This is a genomic window from Serratia sp. 22278 (genome assembly GCF_052045405.1).
GTDB classification, from domain to species: Bacteria; Pseudomonadota; Gammaproteobacteria; order Enterobacterales; family Enterobacteriaceae; genus Serratia; species Serratia marcescens.
This window is the reverse complement of the sequence record NZ_JBQEOW010000001.1, coordinates 282,132-307,937: the sequence shown is the minus strand read 5'-3', so window position 1 is coordinate 307,937 and position 25,806 is coordinate 282,132. Positions and strand designations below refer to the sequence as shown.

20 protein-coding genes are annotated in these 25,806 nt (G+C 57.8%); 7 read left to right on the top strand and 13 right to left on the bottom strand.

The features are described 5' to 3' along the window. Nucleotides 1-223: 223 nt before the first annotated feature. The 5 genes from ACTJJ6_RS01380 to ACTJJ6_RS01360 all read left to right on the top strand — a co-directional run bounded on the left by ACTJJ6_RS01380 (nucleotide 224) and on the right by ACTJJ6_RS01360 (nucleotide 7,865). Nucleotides 224-1,924 carry a GGDEF domain-containing protein gene (locus ACTJJ6_RS01380; protein ID WP_033640805.1) on the top strand — a complete coding sequence of 567 codons (1,701 nt, stop codon included), beginning with the start codon at nucleotides 224-226 and terminating at the stop codon, nucleotides 1,922-1,924. Nucleotides 1,925-2,179: 255 nt separating this feature from the next. After that, nucleotides 2,180-3,385 (top strand): nicotinate phosphoribosyltransferase, encoded by a 1,206-nt coding sequence (gene pncB, locus ACTJJ6_RS01375; protein WP_028127363.1) that lies wholly within the window; start codon nucleotides 2,180-2,182, stop codon nucleotides 3,383-3,385. A 214-nt stretch (nucleotides 3,386-3,599) separates the two neighbouring features. After that, nucleotides 3,600-5,000, top strand: coding sequence for an asparagine--tRNA ligase (gene asnS, locus ACTJJ6_RS01370; RefSeq protein ID WP_004928205.1), 1,401 nt, complete (start codon nucleotides 3,600-3,602; stop codon nucleotides 4,998-5,000). A 301-nt stretch (nucleotides 5,001-5,301) separates the two neighbouring features. Further along, nucleotides 5,302-6,429, top strand: coding sequence for a porin OmpC (gene ompC / locus ACTJJ6_RS01365; protein WP_015377340.1), 1,128 nt, complete (start codon nucleotides 5,302-5,304; stop codon nucleotides 6,427-6,429). 245 nt (nucleotides 6,430-6,674) lie between these two features. Further along, on the top strand, nucleotides 6,675-7,865 hold the full coding sequence (locus ACTJJ6_RS01360) for an amino acid aminotransferase (protein WP_033640808.1): 1,191 nt from the start codon (nucleotides 6,675-6,677) through the stop codon (nucleotides 7,863-7,865). Nucleotides 7,866-7,942: 77 nt separating this feature from the next. On the opposite strand, the gene ACTJJ6_RS01355 is transcribed toward ACTJJ6_RS01360, so the two are convergent. From ACTJJ6_RS01355 to cmoM, 7 genes are all read right to left on the bottom strand, one after another. Further along, nucleotides 7,943-8,590 (bottom strand): MBL fold metallo-hydrolase, encoded by a 648-nt coding sequence (locus tag ACTJJ6_RS01355; protein WP_048796528.1) that lies wholly within the window; start codon nucleotides 8,588-8,590, stop codon nucleotides 7,943-7,945. Nucleotides 8,591-8,654: 64 nt separating this feature from the next. Continuing rightward, a complete protein-coding gene (locus tag ACTJJ6_RS01350; protein ID WP_004928217.1) occupies nucleotides 8,655-9,203 on the bottom strand; it encodes a YcbK family protein in 549 nt (182 codons plus the stop codon). Nucleotides 9,204-9,383: 180 nt separating this feature from the next. Then, nucleotides 9,384-11,192: a L,D-transpeptidase gene (gene ldtD, locus ACTJJ6_RS01345; protein ID WP_072009677.1), complete on the bottom strand. Its 1,809-nt coding sequence runs from the start codon at nucleotides 11,190-11,192 to the stop codon at nucleotides 9,384-9,386. A 220-nt stretch (nucleotides 11,193-11,412) separates the two neighbouring features. Then, entirely contained in the window at nucleotides 11,413-15,861 is a 4,449-nt protein-coding gene (mukB, locus tag ACTJJ6_RS01340) for a chromosome partition protein MukB (protein WP_440801803.1), read from the bottom strand. Next, nucleotides 15,858-16,586 (bottom strand): chromosome partition protein MukE, encoded by a 729-nt coding sequence (mukE, locus tag ACTJJ6_RS01335; protein WP_004928226.1) that lies wholly within the window; start codon nucleotides 16,584-16,586, stop codon nucleotides 15,858-15,860. Before mukE ends, mukB begins: the two co-directional genes overlap by 4 nt. Next, entirely contained in the window at nucleotides 16,567-17,889 is a 1,323-nt protein-coding gene (gene mukF / locus ACTJJ6_RS01330) for a chromosome partition protein MukF (protein ID WP_004928228.1), read from the bottom strand. The genes mukE and mukF overlap by 20 nt, the downstream gene beginning before the upstream one ends. Then, entirely contained in the window at nucleotides 17,886-18,671 is a 786-nt protein-coding gene (gene cmoM / locus ACTJJ6_RS01325) for a tRNA uridine 5-oxyacetic acid(34) methyltransferase CmoM (RefSeq protein WP_015377334.1), read from the bottom strand. The genes mukF and cmoM overlap by 4 nt, the downstream gene beginning before the upstream one ends. 152 nt (nucleotides 18,672-18,823) lie before the next feature. Between cmoM and elyC the strand changes: the two genes are divergently transcribed. Beyond that, nucleotides 18,824-19,597 (top strand): envelope biogenesis factor ElyC, encoded by a 774-nt coding sequence (gene elyC, locus ACTJJ6_RS01320; protein ID WP_015377333.1) that lies wholly within the window; start codon nucleotides 18,824-18,826, stop codon nucleotides 19,595-19,597. Between the two features lie 7 nt (nucleotides 19,598-19,604). Here the strand turns inward: elyC and ACTJJ6_RS01315 are convergent, their stop codons facing one another. The 6 genes from ACTJJ6_RS01315 to cspE all read right to left on the bottom strand — a co-directional run bounded on the left by ACTJJ6_RS01315 (nucleotide 19,605) and on the right by cspE (nucleotide 23,873). Continuing rightward, the gene (locus ACTJJ6_RS01315) at nucleotides 19,605-20,501 is read right to left on the bottom strand and encodes a YcbJ family phosphotransferase (protein WP_337055418.1); all 897 of its coding nucleotides are present in this window, start codon (nucleotides 20,499-20,501) and stop codon (nucleotides 19,605-19,607) included. 150 nt (nucleotides 20,502-20,651) lie between these two features. Then, the gene (gene kdsB, locus ACTJJ6_RS01310; RefSeq protein ID WP_004928235.1) at nucleotides 20,652-21,401 is read right to left on the bottom strand and encodes a 3-deoxy-manno-octulosonate cytidylyltransferase; all 750 of its coding nucleotides are present in this window, start codon (nucleotides 21,399-21,401) and stop codon (nucleotides 20,652-20,654) included. Beyond that, the gene (locus ACTJJ6_RS01305) at nucleotides 21,398-21,580 is read right to left on the bottom strand and encodes a Trm112 family protein (RefSeq protein WP_004928237.1); all 183 of its coding nucleotides are present in this window, start codon (nucleotides 21,578-21,580) and stop codon (nucleotides 21,398-21,400) included. The genes kdsB and ACTJJ6_RS01305 overlap by 4 nt, the downstream gene beginning before the upstream one ends. Before the next feature lie 298 nt (nucleotides 21,581-21,878). After that, nucleotides 21,879-23,105 carry a winged helix-turn-helix domain-containing protein gene (locus ACTJJ6_RS01300; RefSeq protein ID WP_079449438.1) on the bottom strand — a complete coding sequence of 409 codons (1,227 nt, stop codon included), beginning with the start codon at nucleotides 23,103-23,105 and terminating at the stop codon, nucleotides 21,879-21,881. Nucleotides 23,106-23,218: 113 nt separating this feature from the next. Then, nucleotides 23,219-23,440 (bottom strand): cold-shock protein, encoded by a 222-nt coding sequence (locus ACTJJ6_RS01295; protein WP_004928241.1) that lies wholly within the window; start codon nucleotides 23,438-23,440, stop codon nucleotides 23,219-23,221. A 223-nt stretch (nucleotides 23,441-23,663) separates the two neighbouring features. Beyond that, nucleotides 23,664-23,873, bottom strand: a complete 210-nt coding sequence (gene cspE, locus ACTJJ6_RS01290) for a transcription antiterminator/RNA stability regulator CspE (protein WP_440801796.1) — start codon at nucleotides 23,871-23,873, stop codon at nucleotides 23,664-23,666. Nucleotides 23,874-24,398: 525 nt separating this feature from the next. On the opposite strand from cspE, the gene hglS reads away from it, so the two are divergent. Continuing rightward, nucleotides 24,399-25,805, top strand: a complete 1,407-nt coding sequence (hglS, locus tag ACTJJ6_RS01285; protein WP_016928315.1) for a 2-oxoadipate dioxygenase/decarboxylase HglS — start codon at nucleotides 24,399-24,401, stop codon at nucleotides 25,803-25,805. Nucleotide 25,806: the final 1 nt, after the last annotated feature.

Below are 25,806 nucleotides of genomic sequence, written 5' to 3'. Positions count from 1 at the left end.
ATCACAGCTGGCCGAAAAGCCCAGAGCCGCAGGGCGACAAAGAGAGAGAAATCAGAGGCAAATCATAAATCGGCCGGCAGGCGGCAGTGCGGGTGACCAATGGCTAAATAAAAATCAGCATTTAATGCTAAAAAGCCGCCATCGCGGCGCGCCGGCATAGTTGAGGCGACACAGGCGGCATGGTGGTATAATTGCGGCATCAGGCTCAGGGATGACTCGCACTATGAAAATTAAATACGCAATCTATTTTTTTACCCTGTGCCTGATGACTTCCTTCTCTCTGTTCATCGTCGATGAGCTGCTCGAAGCCCATACCGACTACCGCGACAACCAGCTGAACCTGTACAAAATCGATCGCGCCAAAGAAATTTCCGAAGCCTTTCAGGCTGCGCTGCTGGCTCATCGCCTCAAACGATTGAGCCTGATCGATCCGCAAATCACCCGTGCGCAATGTTTGGCCGCCGATCGGGTGGCACGCGAGAGAATCACCCGGATCCGCGAACATCTGGACGATGAGGTCGCCAGACAGCTCGGGGTTCGGCAAAAAATCGCCGCGCTGTCGATGATCGCGTTGATGGAGCAGCTGCTGGATAATGACAACCTGCAGCTTTCGCAGGTCAATAACACCAACGCCAATCTGTTCAACATCAACAGCGCCTATTACATCTCGCAAACCAGCAAGAGTTATTACCGTTACACCTACGATACCCGGATGGTGGATACCGACTCCTTTATGTTTCTCGAGGCCATCCGTCTCAATAACCGGTTAAATATGTCATTGACGGAATTGAGCGATCAGATTATCGACGTCAACGTCAGCCAGCTCGTTCGCAAAGACGCCTATCTAAAGTCCATTCAGCTTACCGGCGTGCTGAACGCACTGAGCACCCGATTGATCTTCATGAAGATCAACTACGACGATGGACAAATCACCAACATCGTCAATGCGTTGCTCGCCCAGGTGTCCGCTGAGCGCCTCCAGCAGATTACCAATGGGCTGTATACCGCTATCGATACCCATAAGCCCTACCCCACAGCGCTTATTTCTCGCTATGTCGACGATGTGAGCGGGCTTTCGCAGGCGCTGTATCAACGCAGTTTCGAATTGGAAACCCTCGCCTCGCGCCACAAGATTTACGACAGCCAGACGACCATTTACGGCATGATCGCACTCGCCGGCCTGGTGGTTTTGCTGTTCATTTTGCCGGCGTTGGTGTTCTGCACCAGCATCAACCGCTGGTTGACCAAGACCCACAACAATATCGTGCGGCTGTCGCGCGGTGAGATGAATATCGATCGCAACGATGCCTTCTACAGCCAAGAATTGATCGCCATCAGCGACGCCATTCAGCAGCTCAGGCAATACCAGCTGGACAAGGTCTCGCTGGAGAGCGAGAAACAACTGCTGATTAAAGAGCTCGAGGCCTCTTCCTTCCTCGATCCGCTCACCAATATCTACAACCGCCGTAAATTCTTCCTTGAATGTCAACTGCTGGGCAACGCCAGCTACCCGCAGGCCTTTTGCCTGATCGACATCGACAATTTCAAACAACTCAACGACAGCTACGGCCACGACGTGGGTGACCGGGCACTGGTGGCATTCGGCCACTTGCTGCAACGCGCGTTCCGCGCCAGCGACATCTTCTGCCGCTATGGCGGCGAAGAGTTCGCGGTGCTGCTGGGCAACTGTTCGTTGGACAACGCGCGGGACATCATGGAGCAATTGCGCGCACGTACTCATCGCCTGACGCTAAATCTGGCCGACGGACGGCAAGTGCGCTTCACCACCAGCTGCGGCATCGCGCCGGTCAGCGCGTTCGCCGCGCTGCAGGCGGCGATCAAACAGGCGGACGAAGCGCTCTATTTTTGCAAAAAGAACGGCAAGGATCGGGTCAGCGTGCATACCCAGGCCGGCTTTATCTGATTCGTTGTTTAAAATAATTAACATTATAATTTTTATGACTAATTAGGCTAAGTCATTCACCTTACAGGCATATCTGGCTTTTTTTCCTCCCCGCCGCTATCCGGCTGCCATAAAGGCACGTTTAATCCTCGACCCGCTTCGGTGATTTATGGTGTGATGCAGCTTCAATAACAGGATAATCCGGGTATACTCCACCCCCACTTTTATGATTATCCGGATTTGGACACGCGCCTGACGAGGATGCTGTAACGCGCTATGACTCAATACGCTTCCCCGATTTTGACATCACTGCTTGATACCGATGCTTATAAGCTTCATATGCAGCAAGCAGTGTTCCATCGCTATCCCGCGATCAGCGTGGCGGCGGAATTCCGCTGCCGCGGCGACGAACTGCTGGGCGAATATGCCGACGAGATCCGCGCGCAGGTGGCGCTGATGAGCCGGCTGGCGCTAACCGACGCCGAATTCGCTTATCTTTCGGGCCTGCCCTTCTTCCGTCAAGATTACCTGAACTGGCTGCGCACGTTCCGCTACGATCCGCAGCAGGTCACCATCGACAACCGCGACGGCAAGCTGCACATCCGCATCGCCGGCCCCTGGCGTGAAGTGATCATGTGGGAAGTGCCGTTGCTGGCGGTGATCAGCGAAGTGGTGCACCGCCGGCGCTCGCCGCTGGCGACGCCGGAACAGGCGGTGGCGCATCTGCAAACCAAGCTGGCGCAGTTCAAGACGTTGGCGGGCGATCTGGATCTTTCACGCTTCAAGTTGATGGACTTCGGCACCCGCCGCCGTTTCTCTCAGGGCGTGCAACAGGCCATCGTCAGCACATTGCAGGCCGAATTCCCGTACCTGTCGGGCACCAGCAATTACGATCTGGCGCACCAGCTGGGTCTGGCGCCGGTCGGCACGCAGGCGCATGAGTGGTTCCAGGCGCATCAGCAGATAAGCCCGGTGCTGGCCAACAGCCAGCGCGCCGCATTGCAGGCCTGGCTGGATGAATATCCGGACCAGCTTGGCATAGCGCTCACCGACTGCATCACCATGGATGCCTTCCTGCGCGACTTCGGCCCGCAGTTCGCCGAGCGTTATCAGGGGCTTCGCCACGATTCGGGCGATCCCGTCGAGTGGGGTGAAAAGGCCATTGCCCACTATCAGAAACTGGGCATCGACCCACTGAGCAAAACGCTGGTGTTCTCGGACAACCTGGATCTGGAAAAAGCGCTGGCGCTCTATCGCCATTTCTACCAGCGCATTAATCTCGGCTTCGGCATCGGCACGCGCCTGACCTGCGATATTCCCGGCGTTAAGCCGTTAAATATCGTGATCAAGCTGGTCGAGTGCAAAGGCAAGCCGGTGGCCAAGCTCTCCGACAGCCCCGGCAAGACCATCTGCCAGGACCAGGCGTTCGTCAGGGCTCTGCGCAAGGCCTTCGATCTGCCGCTGGTGAAGAAAGCCAGCTGAGCCTTCTTTATATAAAGAGAGAAAGCCGGCCCGGTTCTCGCGCCGGCTTTTTGTTTTTATCCCGAACGCCCTCTTTTCAGTCAGCCGCGATAAATGTTGCGCCAATCCGATGATTTCTGCTTGTGCTCTGCACCGCGGCAAGTAACATAGCCATTACCCCCATATTCTTGGGTTGTAAGCTATTTCTAAACCAAATTATTAAAGAGAGAAATCTATGAGCGTAGTGCCTGTAGTCGACGTACTGCAAGGTCGTGCTGCGGTTGACAGTGAAGTCACCGTACGCGGCTGGGTACGTACCCGGAGAGATTCAAAAGCTGGTATCTCCTTCCTGGCCGTCTATGACGGTTCCTGCTTTGATCCGTTACAGGCCGTCGTTAATAATTCTCTGCCGAATTATCAAGATGAAGTGCTGCACCTGACCACCGGCTGTTCGGTCGAAGTTACCGGCAAGGTCGTTGCTTCACCGGGCGAAGGCCAGAGCTTCGAGCTGCAGGCCACCGCGATCAAAGTGGTCGGCTGGGTCGACGATCCGGACACTTACCCGATGGCGGCCAAACGTCACAGCATCGAATACCTGCGCGAAGTGGCCCACCTGCGCCCGCGCACCAACCTGATCGGCGCCGTGGCGCGCGTGCGTCATACGCTGGCGCAGGCGATCCACCGCTTCTTCCATGAAAATGGCTATTTCTGGGTGTCCACCCCGCTGATCACCGCCTCCGACACCGAAGGCGCCGGCGAGATGTTCCGCGTGTCCACGCTGGACCTGGAAAACCTGCCGCGCACCGACAAGGGCGCCGTCGACTTCAGCGAAGACTTCTTCGGTAAGGAAGCCTTCCTTACCGTTTCCGGCCAGCTGAACGGCGAAACCTACGCCTGCGCGCTGTCGAAGGTTTACACCTTCGGCCCAACCTTCCGCGCCGAAAACTCCAACACCAGCCGCCACCTGGCGGAATTCTGGATGATCGAGCCGGAAGTGGCCTTCGCGACGCTGGACGATGTCGCCGGCCTGGCCGAAAGCATGCTGAAGTATGTGTTCCAGGCGGTGCTGGATGAACGTGCAGACGATCTGAAATTCTTCGCCGAGCGCGTGGATAAAGACGCTATCGCGCGTCTGGAGCGCTTCGTCTCTTCCGATTTCGCCCAGGTAGACTACACCGACGCCATTGAGATCCTGCTGGCCTCGGGCCAAACCTTCGAAAACCCGGTCTCCTGGGGTATCGATCTCTCTTCCGAACATGAGCGTTATCTGGCGGAGAAACACTTCCAGGCGCCGGTGGTGGTGAAAAACTACCCGAAAGACATCAAGGCGTTCTACATGCGCATGAACGAAGACGGCAAAACCGTCGCGGCCATGGACGTGCTGGCGCCGGGCATCGGTGAAATCATCGGTGGTTCTCAGCGTGAAGAACGCCTCGACGTGCTCGATCAGCGTCTGGAAGAGATGGGCCTGAATAAGGAAGACTACTGGTGGTATCGCGATCTGCGTCGTTACGGCACCGTGCCGCATTCCGGTTTCGGCCTGGGCTTTGAACGTTTAATCGCCTATGTCACCGGCGTGCAAAACGTGCGCGATGTGATCCCGTTCCCACGCACACCACGTAACGCAAGCTTCTAATTCATACGATCACACGTTTTTTAAACGATTTCGTTACAAAACAAAGGCCAGCCTCGCTGGCCTTTCGCATTTTTTAATATTGACGCACGTCACAAAGTTCCCGAAAAATTACATTTAGTTACACATACTTTCCTTTTGCAACCTCATTGCGACATTGGTATCATTTTCGTCCTAGATTAACCCGCCTGTGAATGGAACACTGCGTTCAGACACAGGACGACACCAATCTATCTACAATAGTTCCCAAGGAATTATTGGCGGCAGTGGCAAAGGTGTCCGAATAACACCAATGAGGGTAATAATGATGAAGCGCAACATTCTTGCAGTGGTTATCCCGGCTCTGTTGGCTGCTGGTGCAGCAAACGCAGCTGAAATCTACAACAAAGACGGCAACAAGCTGGATCTGTACGGCAAAGTTGACGGTCTGCACTACTTCTCCGACGACAAAGGTAACGACGGCGATCAGACCTATGTTCGTTTCGGCTTCAAAGGTGAAACTCAGATTACTGACCAACTGACCGGTTACGGCCAGTGGGAATACAACGTCCAGGCTAACCATTCCGAATCTCAGGGCACCGAAGGCACCAAAACCCGTCTGGGCTTCGCGGGTCTGAAATTCGCTGACTACGGCTCCTTCGACTACGGCCGTAACTACGGCGTACTGTACGACGTGGAAGGCTGGACCGATATGCTGCCAGAGTTCGGTGGCGATACTTACACCTACACCGACAACTTCATGACCGGCCGTACCAACGGCGTTGCGACCTATCGTAACAACAACTTCTTCGGTCTGGTTGACGGTCTGAACTTCGCCGTTCAGTACCAGGGCAAAAACCAGAACGACGGCCGTAACGTCAAGAAACAAAACGGCGACGGCTGGGGCATCTCCTCTACTTATGACATCGGCGAAGGCGTAAGCTTCGGCGCTGCATACGCGTCTTCTAACCGTACCGACGACCAGAAACTGCGTTCCAACGAGCGTGGCGACAAGGCTGACGCATGGACCGTAGGTGCGAAATACGACGCCAACAACGTTTACCTGGCGGCGATGTACGCAGAAACCCGTAACATGACCCCGTTCGGCGGCGGTAACTTCGGTGCAGGCTGTGCAGCTACCGATGACAAGTGCGGCGGCTTCGCGAGCAAAACTCAGAACTTCGAAGTGACTGCTCAGTACCAGTTCGACTTCGGTCTGCGTCCAGAAGTATCTTACCTGCAATCTAAAGGTAAAAACCTGAACGTTCCTGGCGTGGGTTCTGACCAGGATCTGGTTAAATATGTTTCTGTTGGTACCACTTACTACTTCAACAAGAACATGTCCACCTACGTTGATTACAAAATCAACCTGCTGGATGACAACGAGTTCACCAAAGCAACCGGCACCGCTACCGACGATATCGTAGCTGTTGGTCTGGTATACCAGTTCTAAGTTGTCTCGCTTAACGGCGGTTCACCGTCGGCTAAGTTAAAAAAACAGGGCTTCGGCCCTGTTTTTATTTGTGTCTTCCGGTAACGTTTTATCCTGCAGATTTCCCCTTCCCCCTCATTTTTTCTGTCGAATCCTTCCCGTTCACAAGATCGCGGTGTTTTTATCGCAAACGGTTGGCAAAGCCGATAACTGGCGCTACCCTGATGCTTCTGTCTGCTTAACTCCGAGATTTGGAAGCACCTGACATGTTTGAAAAAATCACCGCCGCACCCGCCGACCCGATCCTGGGCCTGACCGACATTTTCCGCGCCGACGCCCGCCCGAATAAAATCAATTTAGGCATTGGCGTTTATAAAGACGAAACCGGCAAAACCCCGGTGCTGACCAGCGTAAAAAAAGCTGAACAGTATCTGCTGGAAAACGAGACCACCAAAAACTATCTCGGCATTGAAGGCATCCCGGCGTTTGCCAGCTGCACGCAAGAGCTGCTGTTCGGTAAAGAGAGCCCGATCGTCACCAATCGTCGCGCGCGCACCGCGCAGACGCCAGGCGGCACCGGCGGCCTGCGCGTGGCGGCAGACTTTATCGCCAACCAGACCAGCGCCAAGCGCATCTGGATCAGCAACCCAAGCTGGCCGAACCACAAGAACGTCTTTAGCGCCGTTGGCCTGGAAGTGCTGGAGTACGCCTACTACGACGCTGCCAACCACGCGCTGGATTTTGACGGCCTGCTGAACAGTCTGAAACAGGCTCAGGCCGGGGATGTCGTGTTGTTCCACGGCTGCTGCCATAACCCGACCGGTATCGATCCAACGGCGGAACAGTGGGCACAACTGGCTGAGCTTTCCGTCGCCAATGGCTGGCTGCCGCTGTTCGACTTCGCCTACCAGGGCTTCGCCAACGGTCTGGAAGAGGATGCGCAGGGTCTGCGTATTTTCGCCGCCAAACATCAAGAGCTGATCGTCGCCAGCTCCTACTCGAAAAACTTCGGCCTGTACAATGAGCGCGTCGGCGCTTGCACCATTGTAGCTGCCGATGCCGAAACCGCCGATCGCGCCTTCAGCCAAGTGAAGGCGGCCATTCGTGCCAACTACTCCAACCCGCCGTCACACGGCGCGGCCGTTGTCGCCACCATTCTGGGCAACGACGCCCTGCGCGCGATGTGGGAGCAGGAGCTGACCGACATGCGCCAGCGCATTCACCGCATGCGTCAGCTGTTCGTGAACACCCTGCAGGAGAAAGGCGCACAACAGGACTTCAGCTTCATCATCCAGCAGAACGGCATGTTCTCATTCAGCGGCCTGACCAAAGAACAGGTGCTGCGTCTGCGTGAAGAGTTCGGCGTATACGCCGTGAACTCGGGCCGGGTGAACGTGGCCGGCATGACCCCGGACAACATGGCGCCGCTGTGTGAAGCCATCGTCGCCGTGCTCTAAAAGCATCGACGCAGGCCATAAATCATAAAAAAAGGGCGCTCTATGCGCCCTTGATTATTTCGGCCGGGAAATAATCGTTACCACACCGCCGGCTCTTCGCGCAGGAACGGGTTGGTCTGGCGCTCGTGGCCAAAGGTCGACATCGGGCCGTGGCCGGGAATAAAGCGCATATCGTCGCCCAATGGCAGCAGCTTGGTGCGAATAGAGGCGATCAACGCCTGATGATCACCGCGCGGGAAGTCGCTGCGCCCCACGCCGCCGTTAAACAGCACGTCGCCGACCAGCGCCAAACGCGCCTGCTCATTGATAAAGACAATGTGGCCTGGTGTGTGCCCGGGGCAGTGCAGCACCTTGAGCGTCATTTCGCCCACCTGCATCTCATCGCCTTCCGACAGCCAACGAGTCGGGGTCAGCGGCGCACACTCCTCCAGCCCGAACATCCGGCTCTGCGCCGGCAAACCATCCAGCCAAAAAGCGTCCTCTTTATCCGGGCCGTAAATCGGCACCTGATAATGGTCCGCCAGCTCCGCCGCCGCGCCGACGTGATCCAAATGGCCGTGCGTCAGCAAAATCTGCGTGATTGTCACACCCTGCTTCGCCACTTCCGCTTTGATTTTTTCCGCTTCGCCGCCGGGATCAACCAACGCCGCCTGCTGCGTGTTTTCACACCAGATCAGGCTGCAGTTCTGGCTAAAGGCGGTAACGGGAATAAGATGGTATTTCATAAGGCTCCAACGACAATAACGCCGCCTCTGCAAGGAGCAGCGTTATTCACTGAGGGCACCGCGATTACCAGCTCCGAACCGGGCCGGTATCGATGTGCACGAAGTTGCTACGTGGGTAATATCCTACACCACCGGCGCGCATTTTTAACGCCGCTTTACGGATATTACTCAATTGGATACCTTCAATGTGGAAATCCATCGCCTGGCCCTTGGTATGGTAGCTGTGCTTGGCCACGCCGCGGCTGTGTGCGCGCAATTCGTTGTTGGTATCTACGGAGCGGTAACCGGAGATCAGCTGCACCGGCTTGCTGGTGCCCAGCAGCCCCTGCAGGCGATAGAGGTGATCAAACAAGCTGGGATCGATCGATTTAACCTTGTTGGCGCGATAATCGCGGAACAGATGATTTAGCCGAACCAACTCTTCTTTATTGTAGCCTTTGCCGTCAAAGAACTCGGCTTTAATAGATTCACCGGTATTCAGGTTATTCAGCACTAAAATACGCGGTCGAGCGGTGGAAAGACTGGCAAATGCCTGCCCTGGAAGCAGCGCTATGCCCATAGCGGCGCCACCTAGCGCCAGCCATTTACGGCGATGATGATCAATTTTGTCCATGACTCTGTTAAACCCGGCAAGAATGTCAAAATAAATGCACAAAGCAGCGCACTGTCCGAACCATAACCGCCTGCGTATGCTGAGTCAACCCGCGATACGCCTAGGTTTACAGGCCCCCGCCTACGAGGGCCTGCGGTATAGCCAAACATTCTGACCGTTATTTATTTATAATTACTGCATTTACTGCATTAATTTTTTGGCCTGAGCCAAAATTTGTGCGCCCGATCTCACCGTATTATCATAATTGTAAATATCTGTACGGAATTGCGGTTGGCCATCATCCGAAACCCAGGCGGTCAGATAATACAGTTTTACGGGAATACGCTGGCGAATATTCACATAAGTGGTATTGCCTTCTTTCAGCGTGGAGGAAACGCGGCTATTGTTCCAGCCGGCATCCTGCAGCAGCATATTCGCCAAATCGGAAGCCTTGTTCACCCGCACGCAGCCGGAGCTGAGCGCGCGGATGTCTTTCTGGAACAGGCTGTGGTTCGGGGTATCGTGCAGGTAGATGGCATCCGAGCTCGGCATATTGAACTTGAAACGTCCCAACGAGTTGGTGGCCCCCGGCGCCTGACGGACGCGATACGGGAAATTGCGCGCGGAAACCATGCTCCAGTCGATCATCGCCGGGTTGATCACTTCCGCATCGTTGCTCCAGCCTGACAGCACGGTATAGCCGTGTTTCTGGAAATAGTTACCGTCGCGCATCGCCTTCGGCACAATATCCTCACGCACCAGAGTGGTCGGCACGTTCCAAGGCGGGTTGACCACCACGTTGTTCAATGCGCTGCTCATCAGCGGCGTCTTACGGCTCGGCCGCCCGACGATAACGCGGGAGGACAACACTTCGTTGCCGTTCTGATAGTAGGTCAGCGAGTAGTTGGGAATGTTCACCATAATGCCGGTGCCGACATGCCCCGGCAAAATGCGCAGGCGCTGGATATTCAGCGCCAACAGCGCGGCGCGGGTTTTCGGTGACACGTTGAGCCACTCGCGGGTGCGCACGCCGATCACGCCGTCCGCCGTCAACCCCTGCCATTTCTGGAAACGCTTGACGCCCTCCACCAGCTCGTTGGTATAGAGGTTGTCGCTCACCACGCTGCCGATCTGCGGCGGCGTCTGTTCCGCGGTCAAGTCCGTCACCGGCGCCGCCGATGGGCTCACCGTCACGCGGCTTTTCTCTTCATCTACCGTCAGCCCGCCGTCGTCGGGTTCATTGCTCTTCGCCGAAACCACCGCCGGTTCCGGCTCCGCTTCCGGCGCCGAGGCGGCCAGCATGCCGGTGCGCGTCAGGATCTCACGCAGCGCCGGGATATCGTTGCTCATTTGGCCAGGGCGCAGGCTCGGGCCACTGCCCACCTGCGGCCAGGGGCGGTTGTCCGCCAGCATGTCACGCAGCGCCTGATGCATCTTGGCATATTGCGGATGCTGCGGCGCGAGCGAATTTACGTAGCTCAGGGTTCGCGCCTGGCGCACCGCCAGCTGCCATTGATTGATCACCGCCGTGGGCGGCAAACCAAGCTTGTAGGGAATATTGCTGTACAGCCAGTTGTTGCCGTTGGCGCCGATGGCGGATACAAACTGCAAATAACCCAGCATCGCATCGGACAGCACCGCATCGCGGCCCGCTTCACTGAGCGCCGGATCGGTCAACATCTTCACCCACTGGGTGAACTGCGGCTGCACGCCGGACATCGCCAGTTCGGCCAGCTGCTGTTGAAACTGCTGAACGGCCTCGCGATCCTGCCACATCGGCTGCATATGATTCGCCGCATACAGCGGCGCCAGCGTGGAAAGGTAGTGCAGATCCATACCGCGCGGCAACGCGGCCAGCAGTTCAGAACGACTCTGCGCAACGGACATGCCTGCTGTTGCCACCGGTAACGCCGTTACGGTGGCCAAGGCGGAAAACGACGACACAAGACTACAGGCGATAGCGCCACTCAGCGCCAAACGTCGTAGAGAGTTTCCCTTTTTAAGCAACATCCCTTGCCCCCTGTATGCTCACAAAAAAAACGTCAAAAATTGCATATAGTTTCAGTATACAAACAGAAAGGCCGTTTCGCCCTACGGGCGTCGAATAACTGTTTATCTGATTAAACTAACCGCTTTTCAACGGATAAAAAAGCAGGACTATCATCCACGCGCACAAAAAAATAGCCACCCTGCGGCGGCTATTTTCGGATTTTTAGGGCGTTTTTCTGCGTTATGGCGTTTCAACCGGCGCAGTGCCCAGCGCCGGCGGCTCGCCGGCGAAACCGCGAAGCCCCACCACGTGCACATGCTCGTGGTTCTGGAACACCTTACGTACCAGTTTATAGGTGGTGCCCTTCTCCGGACTGATGTTTTCCGGCGCCGCGATGATCAGCTGCATCTCCAGACGATCGCACAGTTCGAACAGCGTGGCGATCGACTTGGCATCCAGACGCGCCGCTTCATCGAGGAACAGCAGGCGACACGGCGAGATATCTTTACCGCGCAGGCGGCGGGATTCTTCTTCCCAGCTCTGCACCACCATCACCAGGATTGACATCCCGGTACCGATGGCTTCACCGGTAGACAACGCGCCGCTTTCCGCACGCAGCCAGCCGTCGGAACCACGGTACACCTCAACTTCCATTTCCAGGTAGTTGCGGTAGTCCAGCAACTCCTCGCCGATGGTCTGCGGCGTGCGCTGCCCCATGTCGATCTGAGGATTCAGGCGCTGATACAGCTTGGCCAGCGCTTCGGAGAAGGTCAGGCGGTTGCTGTTGAACAGATCCTGATGCTGTTCCTGCTGCTCGGAGAGCACATCCAGCAGAGTGGCATGCGCTTCGCGTACATTGACGTTCAGACGGACGCTCTTCACCTGGCCGAAGGCAACGGCCTGCAGACCCTGGTTCAGCATGCGAATGCGGTTCTGTTCGCGCTGAATGGTTTTGCGAATGATGTTAGCCACGCTTTTCGAACTGATCGCCAGCTTCTGCTCGCGCGCGGTCAGCTCTTCGGTCAGACGGCCCAGCTCGATTTCCATCTGCTCGATGGCCTCGACCGGATCGTCGGTGCGGATGATGTCCTGACGGATACGCTCGCGCAGGTGTTGGTACACCGCGATATAGAACTGAATCTTACGCTCCGGCCGCTTCGGATCTTCCGACAGGCGCAGCACGTCGCGCAGGTGTTCGTTATCCGCCACCGCCAGACGCAGCGCGCCGAGCGCCTTATCCGACATCGAGCGCAGCTCGTCGCCATCCATATACGCCAGCTCGCGGCGGTGCAGGCGGCGTTCCATGCCGTTGTCTTTCACCAGGCGCATCACCGCGCACCACCCCGCCTTGGCGGTCACCACCTGCTCGCGCAGCTGATGATAGTCGCGTTCCAGCTTCCGCAGTTTCTTCTGCAGGCCGTCCATTTCAGCTTCGCAGAAGGTCAGCTGTTTCTCCAACTGATTGCGGCGAGCGCGGTTGTTGCTCAGCGCCGCATGCAGCTCGTCGCGACGCGCGCGCGCGCGCGCTTCAGCGTTGGCGTCGGCCTGCACGCCGATATCCACCAGCTCCTGGCTCAGCTCTTTCAGCATGTCGCGCTTGGCGTCATACGAGCTTTTCAGCGAGGCCAGCACCTGGCTGTATTGGGTGAACTGGGTTTGATACTGACGCAGCTGCTCACGGGCGCGGGCGCGTTCGGCTTCCGCCTGCTCCAGACGCTGACGCAGCTTGTCGTTGAGATCGTTGTTGGCATTCTGCATGCCGGCGGAGTCGGTATAGCTGAAGTGCGCGCGACGCTGCACCACTTCTGTCAACGCGAACGCCTGCTGTTTAGCCTGACGCTGCACGCTTTGCGCCTGCGCATAGTCCTGCTGCAGCTGTTCATGCTGCTGCGGATCGCTCTGCAGCACTGACAGCAGCGGCTCCAGTTTGGTCAGTGACACCCCGTGCTGTTGAATGTGGCGCGCGGCGTCCTGCGCTTCTTCCAGCTCTTCGCGGATCTCGTCGACGCGATCCTGCAGCGTTTCATCGTTCAGCAACGACACCAGCGGCATCAGGCGGTTGAGCGCGGAAATGCCCTCTTTGGCCTGGTCGTACTGCTGACGCTGCTGCTGATTCTGCGCTTCGTGATTGTTCAGCGCACGCTCGATCTCGCCTCGACGGGCGTTCAGACCGCGGATCTCCGCTTCCGGATCGGCGTCGAACGCCACCGCCAGATGGGTGCCGATAAAGCGGCTGAAAGCCTGGTGCGAGCGCTGAGTTTTCTGCACGTCGAACGACAGCGTGGCGTAACGCTCCGCCAGCGTTTCACGCTCGGCATGCAGCACCTCCAGCCGGTTTTCGCGCGCCGCACGGCCGAACAACGGCACTTCCGGGTAGCGGGAATAACGCCACTGGCGATCGGCGATCTTCACCACCACCGCTTTGTCCTGTTCTTCGACGGCAAATACGCTGTCATCGAACGACTGCGGATCCCCTTCGATCAGGTAAAGATCTTCCGGGCAATCTTCCAGTCCTTCCAGCATCTCGCGCACCAGCGACAGATCCGGCACCACGATGGCGTGGCGCGAAGGGCCATACAGCGCCGAGAAGTAAGGTGCGTCATCAATAGTGACGTCATCGTAAATTTCCGACAGCAGCACGCCGCCGAAACGTTCGGCCAAGGTGACCAGGCGTTGATCTTCCGCGCCGCCCGGCTGGCTGAGGCGCTCGATCTGCGCTTCCACTTCGCGCTTGCGGGCCGCCACTTCGTCGCGCTCGACGGTAGTTTCACGCTCGCGCTCCAGCAGTTGCTGCATGTATTCGGTCACCTGCTGGCTATTTTCCAGCGGCTCCCCGCTCTGATCGCTGAGCTGGCTCAGGGCATCCTGCGCCGCCAGCCACACTGGGGCGCGCGCCGTCAGCTCACGGATGCGCTGCTGGATCTGTTCCAGCTCCTGGCGCATCTCCATGCGGCGTTCGCCGGCTTCGCTGACGTTCTGCGACAGCGCTTCCAGGCGCTCTTCCAGCTCCTGCTGCAGCATGTCGAGATCGTCCGGCTGGTACTCTTGGCCATGGCGTTTGCAAAACTCTTGCAGCAGGCGCTCGGCGTCCTGCTGCGAGCGCAAGCGCTGCTCCAGTTCGCTCAGGCGCAGGCGCAGCGGCTGAACGCGCTCGGCTAAGTGCTGCTGCGAAGGCCAATCGCGCAGCAATTCGCGCGCGCACTGCCAGGCTTCGCTGCGGCTGACCTGACCGGCGATTTTACCCACCAGCTGATAGGCCTGTTCGAACTGGCCGTGCGCGGCGTCGGCCACGCTCAGCTTCTGTTCCAGCATCAGCAGCGCTTCGGTCGCCTCCTGCTCGCGGGCCTGGAAGGTATCCAACCACTGTTCGGCATTATCGGCAGTCAGGTCCGGCAGTTGGCACAGCGCGCGCGCGCGCTCCAGTGCCTGCAGAGCCTGCTGGTACTGAATGGCGCGTGTCTGCTGCACATCGAGCGCCTGCTGGTAGTCGGCCAACTGGCTCTTCAGCTCATCCACTTCCAGCTCGGCCGCTTCGGCGCGCGCTTCGTTTTCGGCCTGTTGCTCGCTCGCCTCGGCCACCACTTCGTTCTGCTCTTCCAGACGGTAGGTCAGCTCTTCAAGATCGGCTTCATAGCGTTCGATCTTCTCCTGCTGACGCATGGCCGTCTGCACCAGATTCAAGTGGTCGCTGGCGGCCTGGTAATCGGTTTCCAGATCGGATTCAGCGCCGCTCTGTTCGCTCAGCTCGCGCGCCATTTCCACATGGCGATACTGTTCGGCGGCCAGCTGCTTGCGGCTGCCCAACAGATCGCTGCGCAGCGCCAGCGCGCCATCCAGATGGATTCGGCGTTCGTTGGCATGACGCATATAGTCCGCCGCCACATAGGAGGTGGCCTCGGAGATCAGATGCTTGAACAGGTCGCGATCCGACTGGGTGACGCGGATCGCTTCCAGCGTCATGCGGTTTTCGCGCAGCGCCGCTTCCATGTCCTGGAACGCCTTGCGCACGCCGCTGTTTTCCGGCAGCAGGTAATCGCGCAGCGAGCGGGTGATGGCGCTGGAAATACCGCCGTACAGCGACGCCTCAATCAGACGGTAGAACTTGCTGCGATCGGCGGACGAACGCAGGCGTTTCGGGATCACGCCCAGATCGAACATCAGCGAGTGGTAATCGGTGATGGAGTTGAACTGCTTGAACTGCACGCCCTCCATCTCTTCCACGCGCTCTTTCAACTCTTGCAGCGACAGCACGCGCGCCTGGCGCTCACCCACGGTCTGGGTCAGCAATTCAGTCGGCTGTACCGCGGTCGGCAACCCCTGAATGGTGAACGGTTTGATATCGACCTTGCGATCGCGCCCCGCCACCTGCTGCAGACGCACGCCAACCACCACGCGCTGGTGGCGTGAGTTGACGACGTCAAGGGTGGAGTAACACACGCCGGCGCGCAGCTTGCCGTGCAGGCCTTTGTCGCGTGAGCCGCTGGTGGCGCCCGCTTCGGTGGTGTTACGGAAGTGCAGCAGCGTCAGGTCGGGGATCAGTGCGGTGACGAAGGCCGCCATGGTGGTGGATTTCCCCGCCCCGTTACCGCCGGACAGCGTGGTCACCAGCTCATCCAGATCAAAGGTGCGGGCGAAGAAGCCGTTCCAGTTAACCAGCGTCAACGAGCGAAATTTACCGCGTTCAATCATTCCTGTTCATCCTCTGCACCGTCAGGAGCGTTATCAACCTGCTGATCCTCAGCGTCATTCTCATCGTTCAGCGACAGGCTGGTTTCAACCGGCATCGCCTCGCCGTCGCGAATCATGCGCAGCTGCGCTTCACGCGGATCGTCGCCGCTGCGCACGTCGGCGCCGAAGCGGAACACCGCCTCGGTAATGCGGAACTTGCTGCTGTCATTGCCCATGAAATAGACCATGCCGAGACGGCGCAGGCGGTTCAGGGAAGTGCGCACCTTTTCGTGCAGCTTCTGCCGATCGAGATCCGAACCGGTGGAGCGCTGGTTGACGAACTTCAGCAGCTTGTTCTCATCGGCCAGGCTCAGCAGCTCGTCGTACAGCTCCTGATGACTGAAAATGCCTTCGTGCGCCAGGCGCTCGGGGCTGAGATACAGGTAGCACAAGATCTTACCCACCATCATATCCAGCTCGGACAGCACCGAACGCGGGATCAGCGTGGTGGAGCGCGGGCGCAAATAGAAGAAGCCTTCCGGCGCCCGAATCAGCTCGACGCTGTAACGGTTGTAAAATTCTTCCAGCTCATCCTGGAAATCCATTAAAAAGGCGTGATTGTCCAGCTCATCGATACCGATGTGACGACCCGCGCGCAGTTGGCTGTCCAACGCCGGAAACAGCGAGTTGGACAGCGCCTTGGCCAGCTTGACTGGCATTACTTGTTCAATATTTGTCGATGACATGGGCCTGGACCTTGGCTCCGTAATCATTGATTGCCTGCCATTCCGCCGGCAACCCTGAGAAATCTGCTTCAGCCACACCGAGGCGAACAGCCTGGTCGACCACTAAACGTGCCACGTCGAAATGACGCGCACGCGGATATTGCGCCAGGTAATCGCGCATCACCGCCGCAAGGTTGAGCGGCATCTGCTGTTCCTGGTACACCTTCAGCGCCTCTTCGATCATCGCCGCCAGCTGTTCGCGAATCTCGCTGAACTCTTCGAATTCCAGATCCGGCGGCAGTTCCCCGGTCACTTCCTCGCTGCGCAGCGCCAGTTCTTCGTCGCGCATGTCCAGCAGACGATCGGCATTGGCATGGGTCAGCGCCCACGGGTGGTCGAAATAGGTTTGCACCGACTGACGCAGGCGCTGGGCGAACACGCGGTTTTTGTCCATATCGATAGCGGTACGGATAAATTTATGCACGTGGCGATCGTAGCCGATCCACAGGTCGATCGCCTGCTGGCCCCAGCTGATGATGCGATCCAGCTTGCTTTGCAGATCGAACACCAGCTTGTCGACGAAACCCAGCTCCACGTTGCCGAGGGTTGCGTCCTGGATGCGCAGCAGGTTGGCCTGCAGCTTATCGCCCGCCGCATCCAGCGTATCCTGCAGCTCGCGCAGGGTACCCGAGGTTTCCGACAACAGCATCTCGCAGCTGGAGATCGCCGCCCGCCAATCCTTGCTCAGCAGCGCCGCGATGTCGTTCTTCACGCTCTGCTGCTGCTCATCCATCACGCGTTGGGTCATGTCGATGCTGTCGAAGATTTCCGCCACCGAATATTTCAACGGCGCGAACACGTTGCGATGCCAATGGAAATCGTCGCCGCCCTCGTCGGCGGCATCGGCGGCGCGTTTGAGTTCCTGCGCCACGATCGACAGCTGCATCGACAAACGCAGCGTGGAGAATTCGCGTTGGCGAATATAGTAGTCGGTAATGCCGATACCCAGCGGCGTCAGGCGGTAAATCGCGTTGCCGTCCGCCAGCTCGCTGGTAAAACGGTTCAACAGGCGCTGGCGCACCATGTCGTTAATCGCATTGTTGGCGCGCATCGCCACCGTTTCATGCGTCTGTTCAAAACCCTTGCTGACATGGCGAAATGCATCAACCAGCTCACCTTCGCTCATCTCGCCATCCAGTCGTTCGCCGTTCAGGGTGGCGATGGCGAGCAGAAATGCGAGACGCTCCGTAGGGAGCGAAATAGAGAAATCATTTTTCCGTGCCCAGGCGACCAGTTCGGGTACTGTCTGGGAAAATTCACTCATAGTTCGTCCTTCAGGTTTGGTTTATGCGCCATGACGTGAATATAGCGCCCCAAACTCACGTACGGCTCCTGCCGGCAATAGTGCTGTTCAAGCGCCAGTAACTCTTCAAATTTTTGTGTTTGCAGCTGTCTGCTCTGCAGATAGTCGTGGAACACCCGCACGCCGGTTTTGCCGCCGATGCGCATGCCCAGCTGTTCCAACCAACCGTAGACCAATAGCGGATCGTGCGGATATTGCGGCGACAGCGAACGCTTGCGGCGCCGTCTGACCTCGGGATCCACCAGTTGGAAATTACCCAACACCACGTTGCGCATCAAGAGGCCGTTGGCGTTGAAGAACATCAGCGACAGCGCGCCGCCCGGCGTCAGGCAGTCATACAACGCCTGCAGCGCCGCTTCGGGCTCGGCGATCCATTCAAGCACTGCATGAAACAATATCAGATCAACCGGCTGTTCCAAATGTTGAGCGATATCCTGCGCAGAACTTTGTACGAATTGCATGTTCTGGCTCACACCTTTCTGCTCCGCCAGCTGCGCGGCGCGCTGGATCATCTCACCAGAAAGATCGCACAACAACACCTGATGTCCTAATTCTGCCAGTTGGCAGGCCATATGGCCTTCACCGCCCCCGGCGTCGAGAATGCGCAGCGGCCGCTGCGGCAACTGCGCCAGCAGCCCGGTCAGATCCTGCCAAACCACCGCCTGGCGGATTTTTCCTTTCGTGGTGCCGTAAATATTACGCGCAAATTTTTCAGCAATATCGTCAAAATTGCGATCCTGCATGGACAACGGCTCCGCTGATCTCAGTCTTGTCGGCGGCAAAGCGCACGCCCATTCAAACCTGCTATTTTGGCACAGACTAGCTTAGAATGTATCTTCTTGCGGCCTGTTTATACCTGGATGCCGATTTTTCACCCAAAAGGATCTGATTTTCGATGCTGTTCAACCTGAAAAAGTTCTTTGGCGCCCTGCTGATGCCACTGCCGCTGTTGATGCTGCTGATGGGGCTGGCGCTGCTGCTGCTGTGGTTCACCCGCTGGCAAAAAAGCGGTAAGACGATTTTCACGCTGAGCTGGCTGTTTTTACTGCTTTTCAGCCTGCAACCGGTGGCCGACCGGCTGCTGCGGCCGATCGAAGCCGAATACCAGACTTATCGCGGTAACGATCCGGTCAGCTACATCGTCGTGTTGGGCGGGGGCTATACCTACAATCCCGATTGGGCGCCCAGTTCAAACCTGCTCGGCAACAGTCTGCCGCGCGTCACGGAAGGCGTGCGGCTCTACCTTGCACATCCCGGCGCCAGGATGGTGTTCACCGGCGCGTCCGCCGGCCCCATGCAAAGCAACGCCGCCACTGCGGCGCTGGTGGCCGAAAGCCTGGGCGTGCCGCGCAGTGATATGGTGATCTTGGGGGAACCGCGCGATACCGAGCAAGAGGCCGCTCAGGTCGCCAAGTTGGTCGGCGAGCAACCGTTCATTCTGGTGACCTCCGCCAACCATCTGCCGCGCGCCATGCGTTTCTTCAAGGCTAAGGGGCTGCACCCGATCCCGGCGCCGGCCAATCAGTTGGCTATCGACTCGCCGCTGAATATCTGGGATCGCGCCACACCGTCGTCAATGTTCCTCGGCCATACCGAGCGCGCCTGGTATGAAACGCTGGGTAGCCTGTGGCAATGGCTGAAGGGCGCAGATAGCGCCGGCGCAGAGTAAAGCCCGTTCAACCGGCCAGCCAGGGCAGCAGCTGTTGCGACGCATAGTCGAACGGCCGCCGCTCCAGCTTGCCGGTATGGATCAAACGCCCTACCGCTTCCCATACCGCATATAGCCAGCGCCGCGCCAGGAAAGCGTCGGCGACCGGCGCCCGCTGCAGATAGCTGAACAACAGCTGGCTGGGCATGCCCGCCTCGCAGAGGCGGAAAAGATCGTATTCGCGCGGCGCCCACAGTACTACGCCGGGGTTGAGCATCGCCAGCAGTTGATCGGTTTTGGGATCTTTCAACATGCTGCGCAGCGATAAGTTACCGTGCACCAGAACACAGGGATCATCGAAGCCGACGAAGAAATGGGTCAGCGTTTCGCGCGTGCGGTACAGCAAACGCCGATCCGCCATGGTCAACTGCGGGGTGGTGAGATTGACCACCGTCGCCCACAACACTTCGACCCGCTGTTGATACCAGCAAAACCAGTCATTCTCCTGCGTGCTGTCAACGCTGCCGACGCTGCCGTGGCTGTCGATGCGGTGCCAGGCCAATATCCCGTCAACGATCTGCTCCATCAGCATATTCCAGCGATCCGGCGAGCGCGTCGGCGCCTCAGCCGACACGCCGCGCAGGCGCTCGAACAGCAGGATTTCCGTATACGGCGCCTGGTGGGTGCACACCACGCCATACACCGTAGGCAGGCGAATATCCCCGTCGCGCGCCAGCATCGACAGCTTGTACGCCTCCTGCTGGGCGATGCCCCGACAGATAAAGCTTTTCGCCATCAACGGGATCGCGTTGCCCTGCCGATCGTACAGTGAATACATATGCGCATAAGGCTGTTCGCTCACCCGCTCCAGCCGGCTGATGGACTCACCCAGCACAATGCTCAGTTCGGCGCGTAACTGCTCCATAAGGCATTCACCTCAGGCTAATTAGGGGGGATGCGTAACATCATCAAACGGCGAGCGGAAAAATTCTTCAACGCAGATCAACAAAACGGGGATCAATAATGGGGGTGTTGCCTCGTCGGCGCGTTGCGCGGCGCGCCGACGAAATCAGGCTCAAGGTTGAATGCTGTCGCGCACGCGCTGGAGGTCTTCCGGCGTATCGACCCCCACGCTCGGGATCGCTTTCGCGACCGCCACGTGGATCTTTTCACCGTACCACAGCACGCGCAGCTGTTCCAACAGCTCGATCTGCTCCAGCTGGCTCGGCGCCCAGCTGACGTAGCGGCGCACGAAGCCCGCGCGGTACGCGTAGATGCCGATATGACGCAGCAGGCTGTCGCCGATGCTCTCTTTCGACGCGGCGAAACGCTCGCGATCCCACGGAATGGTGGCGCGTGAGAAATAGAGCGCGTAGCCCTGCGCGTCCATCACAACCTTCACCGCGTTGGGGTTGAAAGCCTCTTCGGCGCTCTCGATCGGCACCGCCAGCGTCGCCATGCCGGCCTGGCTGCCCGCCAGGTTCTCCGCCACCTGCCGCACGATCACCGGTGGGATCAGCGGTTCGTCGCCCTGCACGTTAACGATGATCTGATCGTCGGCAAAGCCGTAGTGCGCGATCACTTCCGCCAGACGCTCGGTGCCGGAATGGTGATCCGGGCTGGTCATGCACACTTCGCCGCCGGCGGCTTCCACCGCTTTGGCGACTTCAGGATGATCGGTCGCCACGATGACGCGGCTGGCGCCGGACTCACGGGCACGCTCCATCACGTGCACCACCATCGGCTTGCCGTGAATATCGGCCAGCGGTTTGCCCGGCAAACGGGTTGAGGCGTAGCGGGCGGGAATAATAGCGATAAAACTCATGCGTGCTTCTCATCCAGCGACAGCGCACGCGCTTCATTTTCCAACAGTACCGGAATGCCGTCACGCAGCGGGTAAGCCAACCCGTCCGCTTTGCACACCAGCTCCTGGTTTTCTTTATTGAAATAGAGTTTGCCGTTGCATACCGGGCAGGCAACGATTTCGAGTAAACGGTGGTCCATGCATCCTCCGCTAGGGGATAGGTCATCTGGGAAAGGCAGTGAGGATAGCATAATGCCCGGCCCCAGGTTAATCATCGGCAGCGCCAACCCGCCGATATTTCCTCACTGCGTCAGCGTGACAGCTTGAACTGCGGCGCATCCCGGCGTAGAATTTTGTGATGAAAATCACAAAAGAAAGCAGTGATACATGATCAAACGTCTGCATAAAATCATCGCTCTGTTCGCTAACTTCAGCCACTGAGCCCCTTTGTAACGAGCGACGCTTCACTTCGTTTTACCCCACCGACGGCGTCGCTCGTTATCCCACTTCCCAGCCGGCACCCCATTCAGCGGCTAACGCGGCCGGAATGTCACCCAGCGCGACGCGTTGCGCACCGTGCCATTTGGCCGTGCGCGCGATGGCCTGCCGGATATCCTGCGTTCGCTGTTTGCCGAAGCGCACCTGCGGCTCCGCATGGAAACTGATGATCTCGAAGATGCCCTGGCGACGGTGCGCCTTGGCGTCAATCCGCCCCACCAGCTCGCCCCGATGCAGCACCGGCAACGTGAAGTAACCGTAGCGGCGTTTTTCTTTCGGCGTGTAACACTCCAGCCGATAGTCAAAGTTGAACAGTTCGAGCGCCCGGCGGCGATCCCACACCACCGGATCAAAAGGCGACAGCAGGCTGGTGACCGTCGATTTCAATTTGCCCTGCTCCGCCAGCGGCAGCAGTTCCGCCAGTGATTCATGCACATAGAACTGCCCTTCCAGCCCCTCTACCTGCACCGGCGAAATTTCCCCCTGCGCCTGCAGCTCTGCCAGCAAGGCTTTTGGCGCCACGCGTTTCAGCCGATAATAATCCGCCAACCATTCGGCGCGAAAAATGCCCAGATAGCGGCATGTGCGATGCAGCATCTGCCGGCGCGCCCGCTCCGCAGGCAGCGCATGACGCGCATCGTCCCAGGCCGGCAGCAGCCTTTCGGTCAGCTCGTAAACCCGGTGGAAGTTGCGACGCTCGGCCACCATCAGCTTGCCGGCGGTAAACAGGATCTCCAGGTGCCGTTTCTCCGGTTTCCAGTCCCACCACCCGCTGTTGCCTTTCTTCTCGGCGCTGAAATCGGCGGAACGCACCGGCCCCTGTTGTTCGATGTGCCGCAGCAGGTTGTCCATCGCGGCCTGGTGCTGCTGCACCCAGTCGGCCGAGTATTTCCAGCCCATATCATGCGGCGCCAGCATGCGGTGGCGCAGCAGACCAAAATCTTCGATCGGCAGGAAACAGGCCTCGTGCGCCCAATACTCGAACAGCTTGCGGCCGGCGAGCGCCTGCTCAAGCCACTCCGGCTGATAGGTTCCCAAACGGCTGAACAGCACCAGATACGGGCTGCGAGCGACGACGCTAATGGTATCGATTTGTAACAGCCCCATGCGCTGGATCGCGCTCACGACGTCATCGGGCCGAGCCTGGCGTTTAAGCGGAGAAAGCAGCCCCTGGGCAGCAAGGTGCAACGCGCGAGCGGCGGTAAGGGAAATGGTCGGGGTGGTCATCCTGATATCCGTGGCGAGTAGGCAATGGCCTGATAATAGTGGATATCGCGGGATTTATCTTCGCCAGTGCTTGCGGGTGGCGACACCGGCACTGGCGAGGAAGGAGGATGCGATCAGAACGCGATAACGTCTGCCGCGGACAGCCCATGCGAGCTGCGATAGATCGAGAACTCAACGTTCTGACCTTCGTTCAACGACTTATTTTTGGTGTTGGCGATAGCGTTGCGGTTGACATAGATTTCGTCGCTGCCATCTACCGGTGAAATAAAACCATAGCCTTCGGCCTGATTAAACCATTTCACACGACCCATTTTTAACACAGTATTTTTAAACATAACTTATATCCTTTTACTTGAGCATCCTTGACAACGTCATTTTTTATATTGTCTGGACGCTACCAGCCCATCCTAAAGTTTTTCGTAACAAACCTCTCGTGAGCAAAAAAATAAAAAACCCGCACTAAGGCGGGCTTGTTGAACTTAATATCTTCCGCATGACTCAGCGCTGAAGCGTCACCATGGTTGTATTAAGATCTCTTTATACGCGTTCCCTGTCTTCTTACAGAGCAACTACGTTGGCGGCAGCCGGCCCGCGCAGGCTGTCCTGGATGGTGTACTCGACACGCTGGCCTTCAGCCAGGGTCTTGAAACCGTCGGTCATGATTGCGGAGAAGTGTACAAATACATCTTTGCCGCCGTCGTGCTGCTCAATGAAACCAAAACCTTTGCTTTCGTTGAACCACTTAACTTGACCAGTCTTCTTAGACATTACTTTTACCTTTAAATATATTTACAAAACCTGCCATAAGAGGCAATTGCGGCCATTTCAGAAACATTACTTATGGGAGGTACTTAGAAGGTTCGTCTTTGAAGCGGAATCGGATGATAACGTTTTTGGAGGAACTGCTTAACTCTAAACTCGAACATAAATAGGTCTGGATTACAGGCCGACTTGCATTTACTCATAAAAATGGTGAATGCACAAGAGGTTTATTGCAATAAATTCATCATTACGCCGAATTTATTTTTATCCCCCTGAATATACATGACTTAATTTAACGCTCGCCGCGGCCGATCCACCGCGTTCCTCTCCTCACCGGAGCATCATTTGCCCGTCTGAGCGCTGCAAATGAGAGCTAACGCATAAAACTCTAATATGCTTGACGCTGCTATAACAAATCCCAAATCAGATGGCTAAACTTGAGGGGAAAACAAGGCAGACGGCTTTTTCGCCAGCACTTTTGCCGCTAAAAACACGATTTTTCAGATTATGCTGAATCAAGGAGCTATGCGCATGACCGCCCAGCAGTTCGTTTCACCTAATGAAATCCGCGCCAGATTCTCTCACGCGATGTCGGACATGTATCAAAAAGAGGTACCGCTGTACGGCGATCTGCTGGAGCTGGTGGCGGAAACCAACCGACAGGTTCTGCGCGAAGATGCCGCACTGGCTCATCAACTGCAAATCACCGGCGAGATCGAACGCCTGGCCATGGAGCGCCACGGCGCGATCCGGGTCGGTACGGCGGACGAACTGGCCACCCTGCGCCGCCTGTTCCGGGTGATGGGCATGGCGCCGGTCGGTTACTATGATCTATCGGTGGCGGGCGTTCCGGTGCACTCCACCGCTTTTCGCGCCATACACGAAGACGCGCTGCAGATCAGTCCTTTCCGCGTGTTCACCTCCCTGCTGCGCCTGGAACTGATAGAAGATCCCGCGCTGCGTGCGCTGGCCGAGCGCTTGCTGGCGCGCCGCCGTATCTTTACCGATCGCGCGCTGGAGCTGATCGCGCTGCAGGAAGCGCAAGGCGGGCTGAATGAAGTGCAGGCGCAAGAATTTGTCGAACAAGCGCTGGAAACCTTCCGCTGGCACAACCAGGCGACGGTCAGCGCCGAAGAATACCGGCAGCTGCACGATCAGCATCGCCTGATCGCCGACGTGGTGGCGTTTAAAGGGCCGCATATCAACCACCTGACACCACGCACGCTGGATATCGATCGCGTTCAGCAAGCGATGCCCGGCCGCGGTATTACGCCCAAAGCGGTCATCGAGGGCCCGCCGCGCCGCCGCCGCGCGATCCTGCTCCGCCAAACCAGCTTCAAAGCGCTGGAAGAAAGCGTCGATTTCGTTGAGCACGACGGGCACGCCGTCGCCGGTCACCATACCGCGCGCTTCGGCGAGATCGAACAACGCGGCGTGGCGCTAACGCCTAAAGGACGCGAACTTTACGACCGTTTGCTGCAGGCGACCAACGATGCGTTGCAGGCGCCGCCGAGCGAGAAGAATGCCGAGCGCTACTATCAACTGCTGGAGGAAAACTTCCGGGCGTTTCCGGATGATTACGCCACGCTGCGTGAGCAACAGCTGGCCTGGTTCCGCTATTTCCCGACCGAATGCGGCCTGGCGGCCAAAGAGTCGCTGGATAAGCACAGCACCCTGGAACAACTGATCGAGAAAGAACACGTTCGCTTCCAGCCTCTGGTGTATGAAGATTTTCTGCCGGTCAGCGCGGCGGGGATTTTCCAGTCAAACCTGGGCGACAGCCGCCACGCGCAGTACAACGCCGCTTCCAGCCGGGCAGCGTTTGAACAAGCGTTGGGCAGTGAGGTGATCGACGAGCTGGCGCTGTATCAGCAAACCCAGCAGCGTTCGCTGGAAGCCTGCGCGCAAGCCTTGGGACTTGCCACGCTGGCATCCTGAG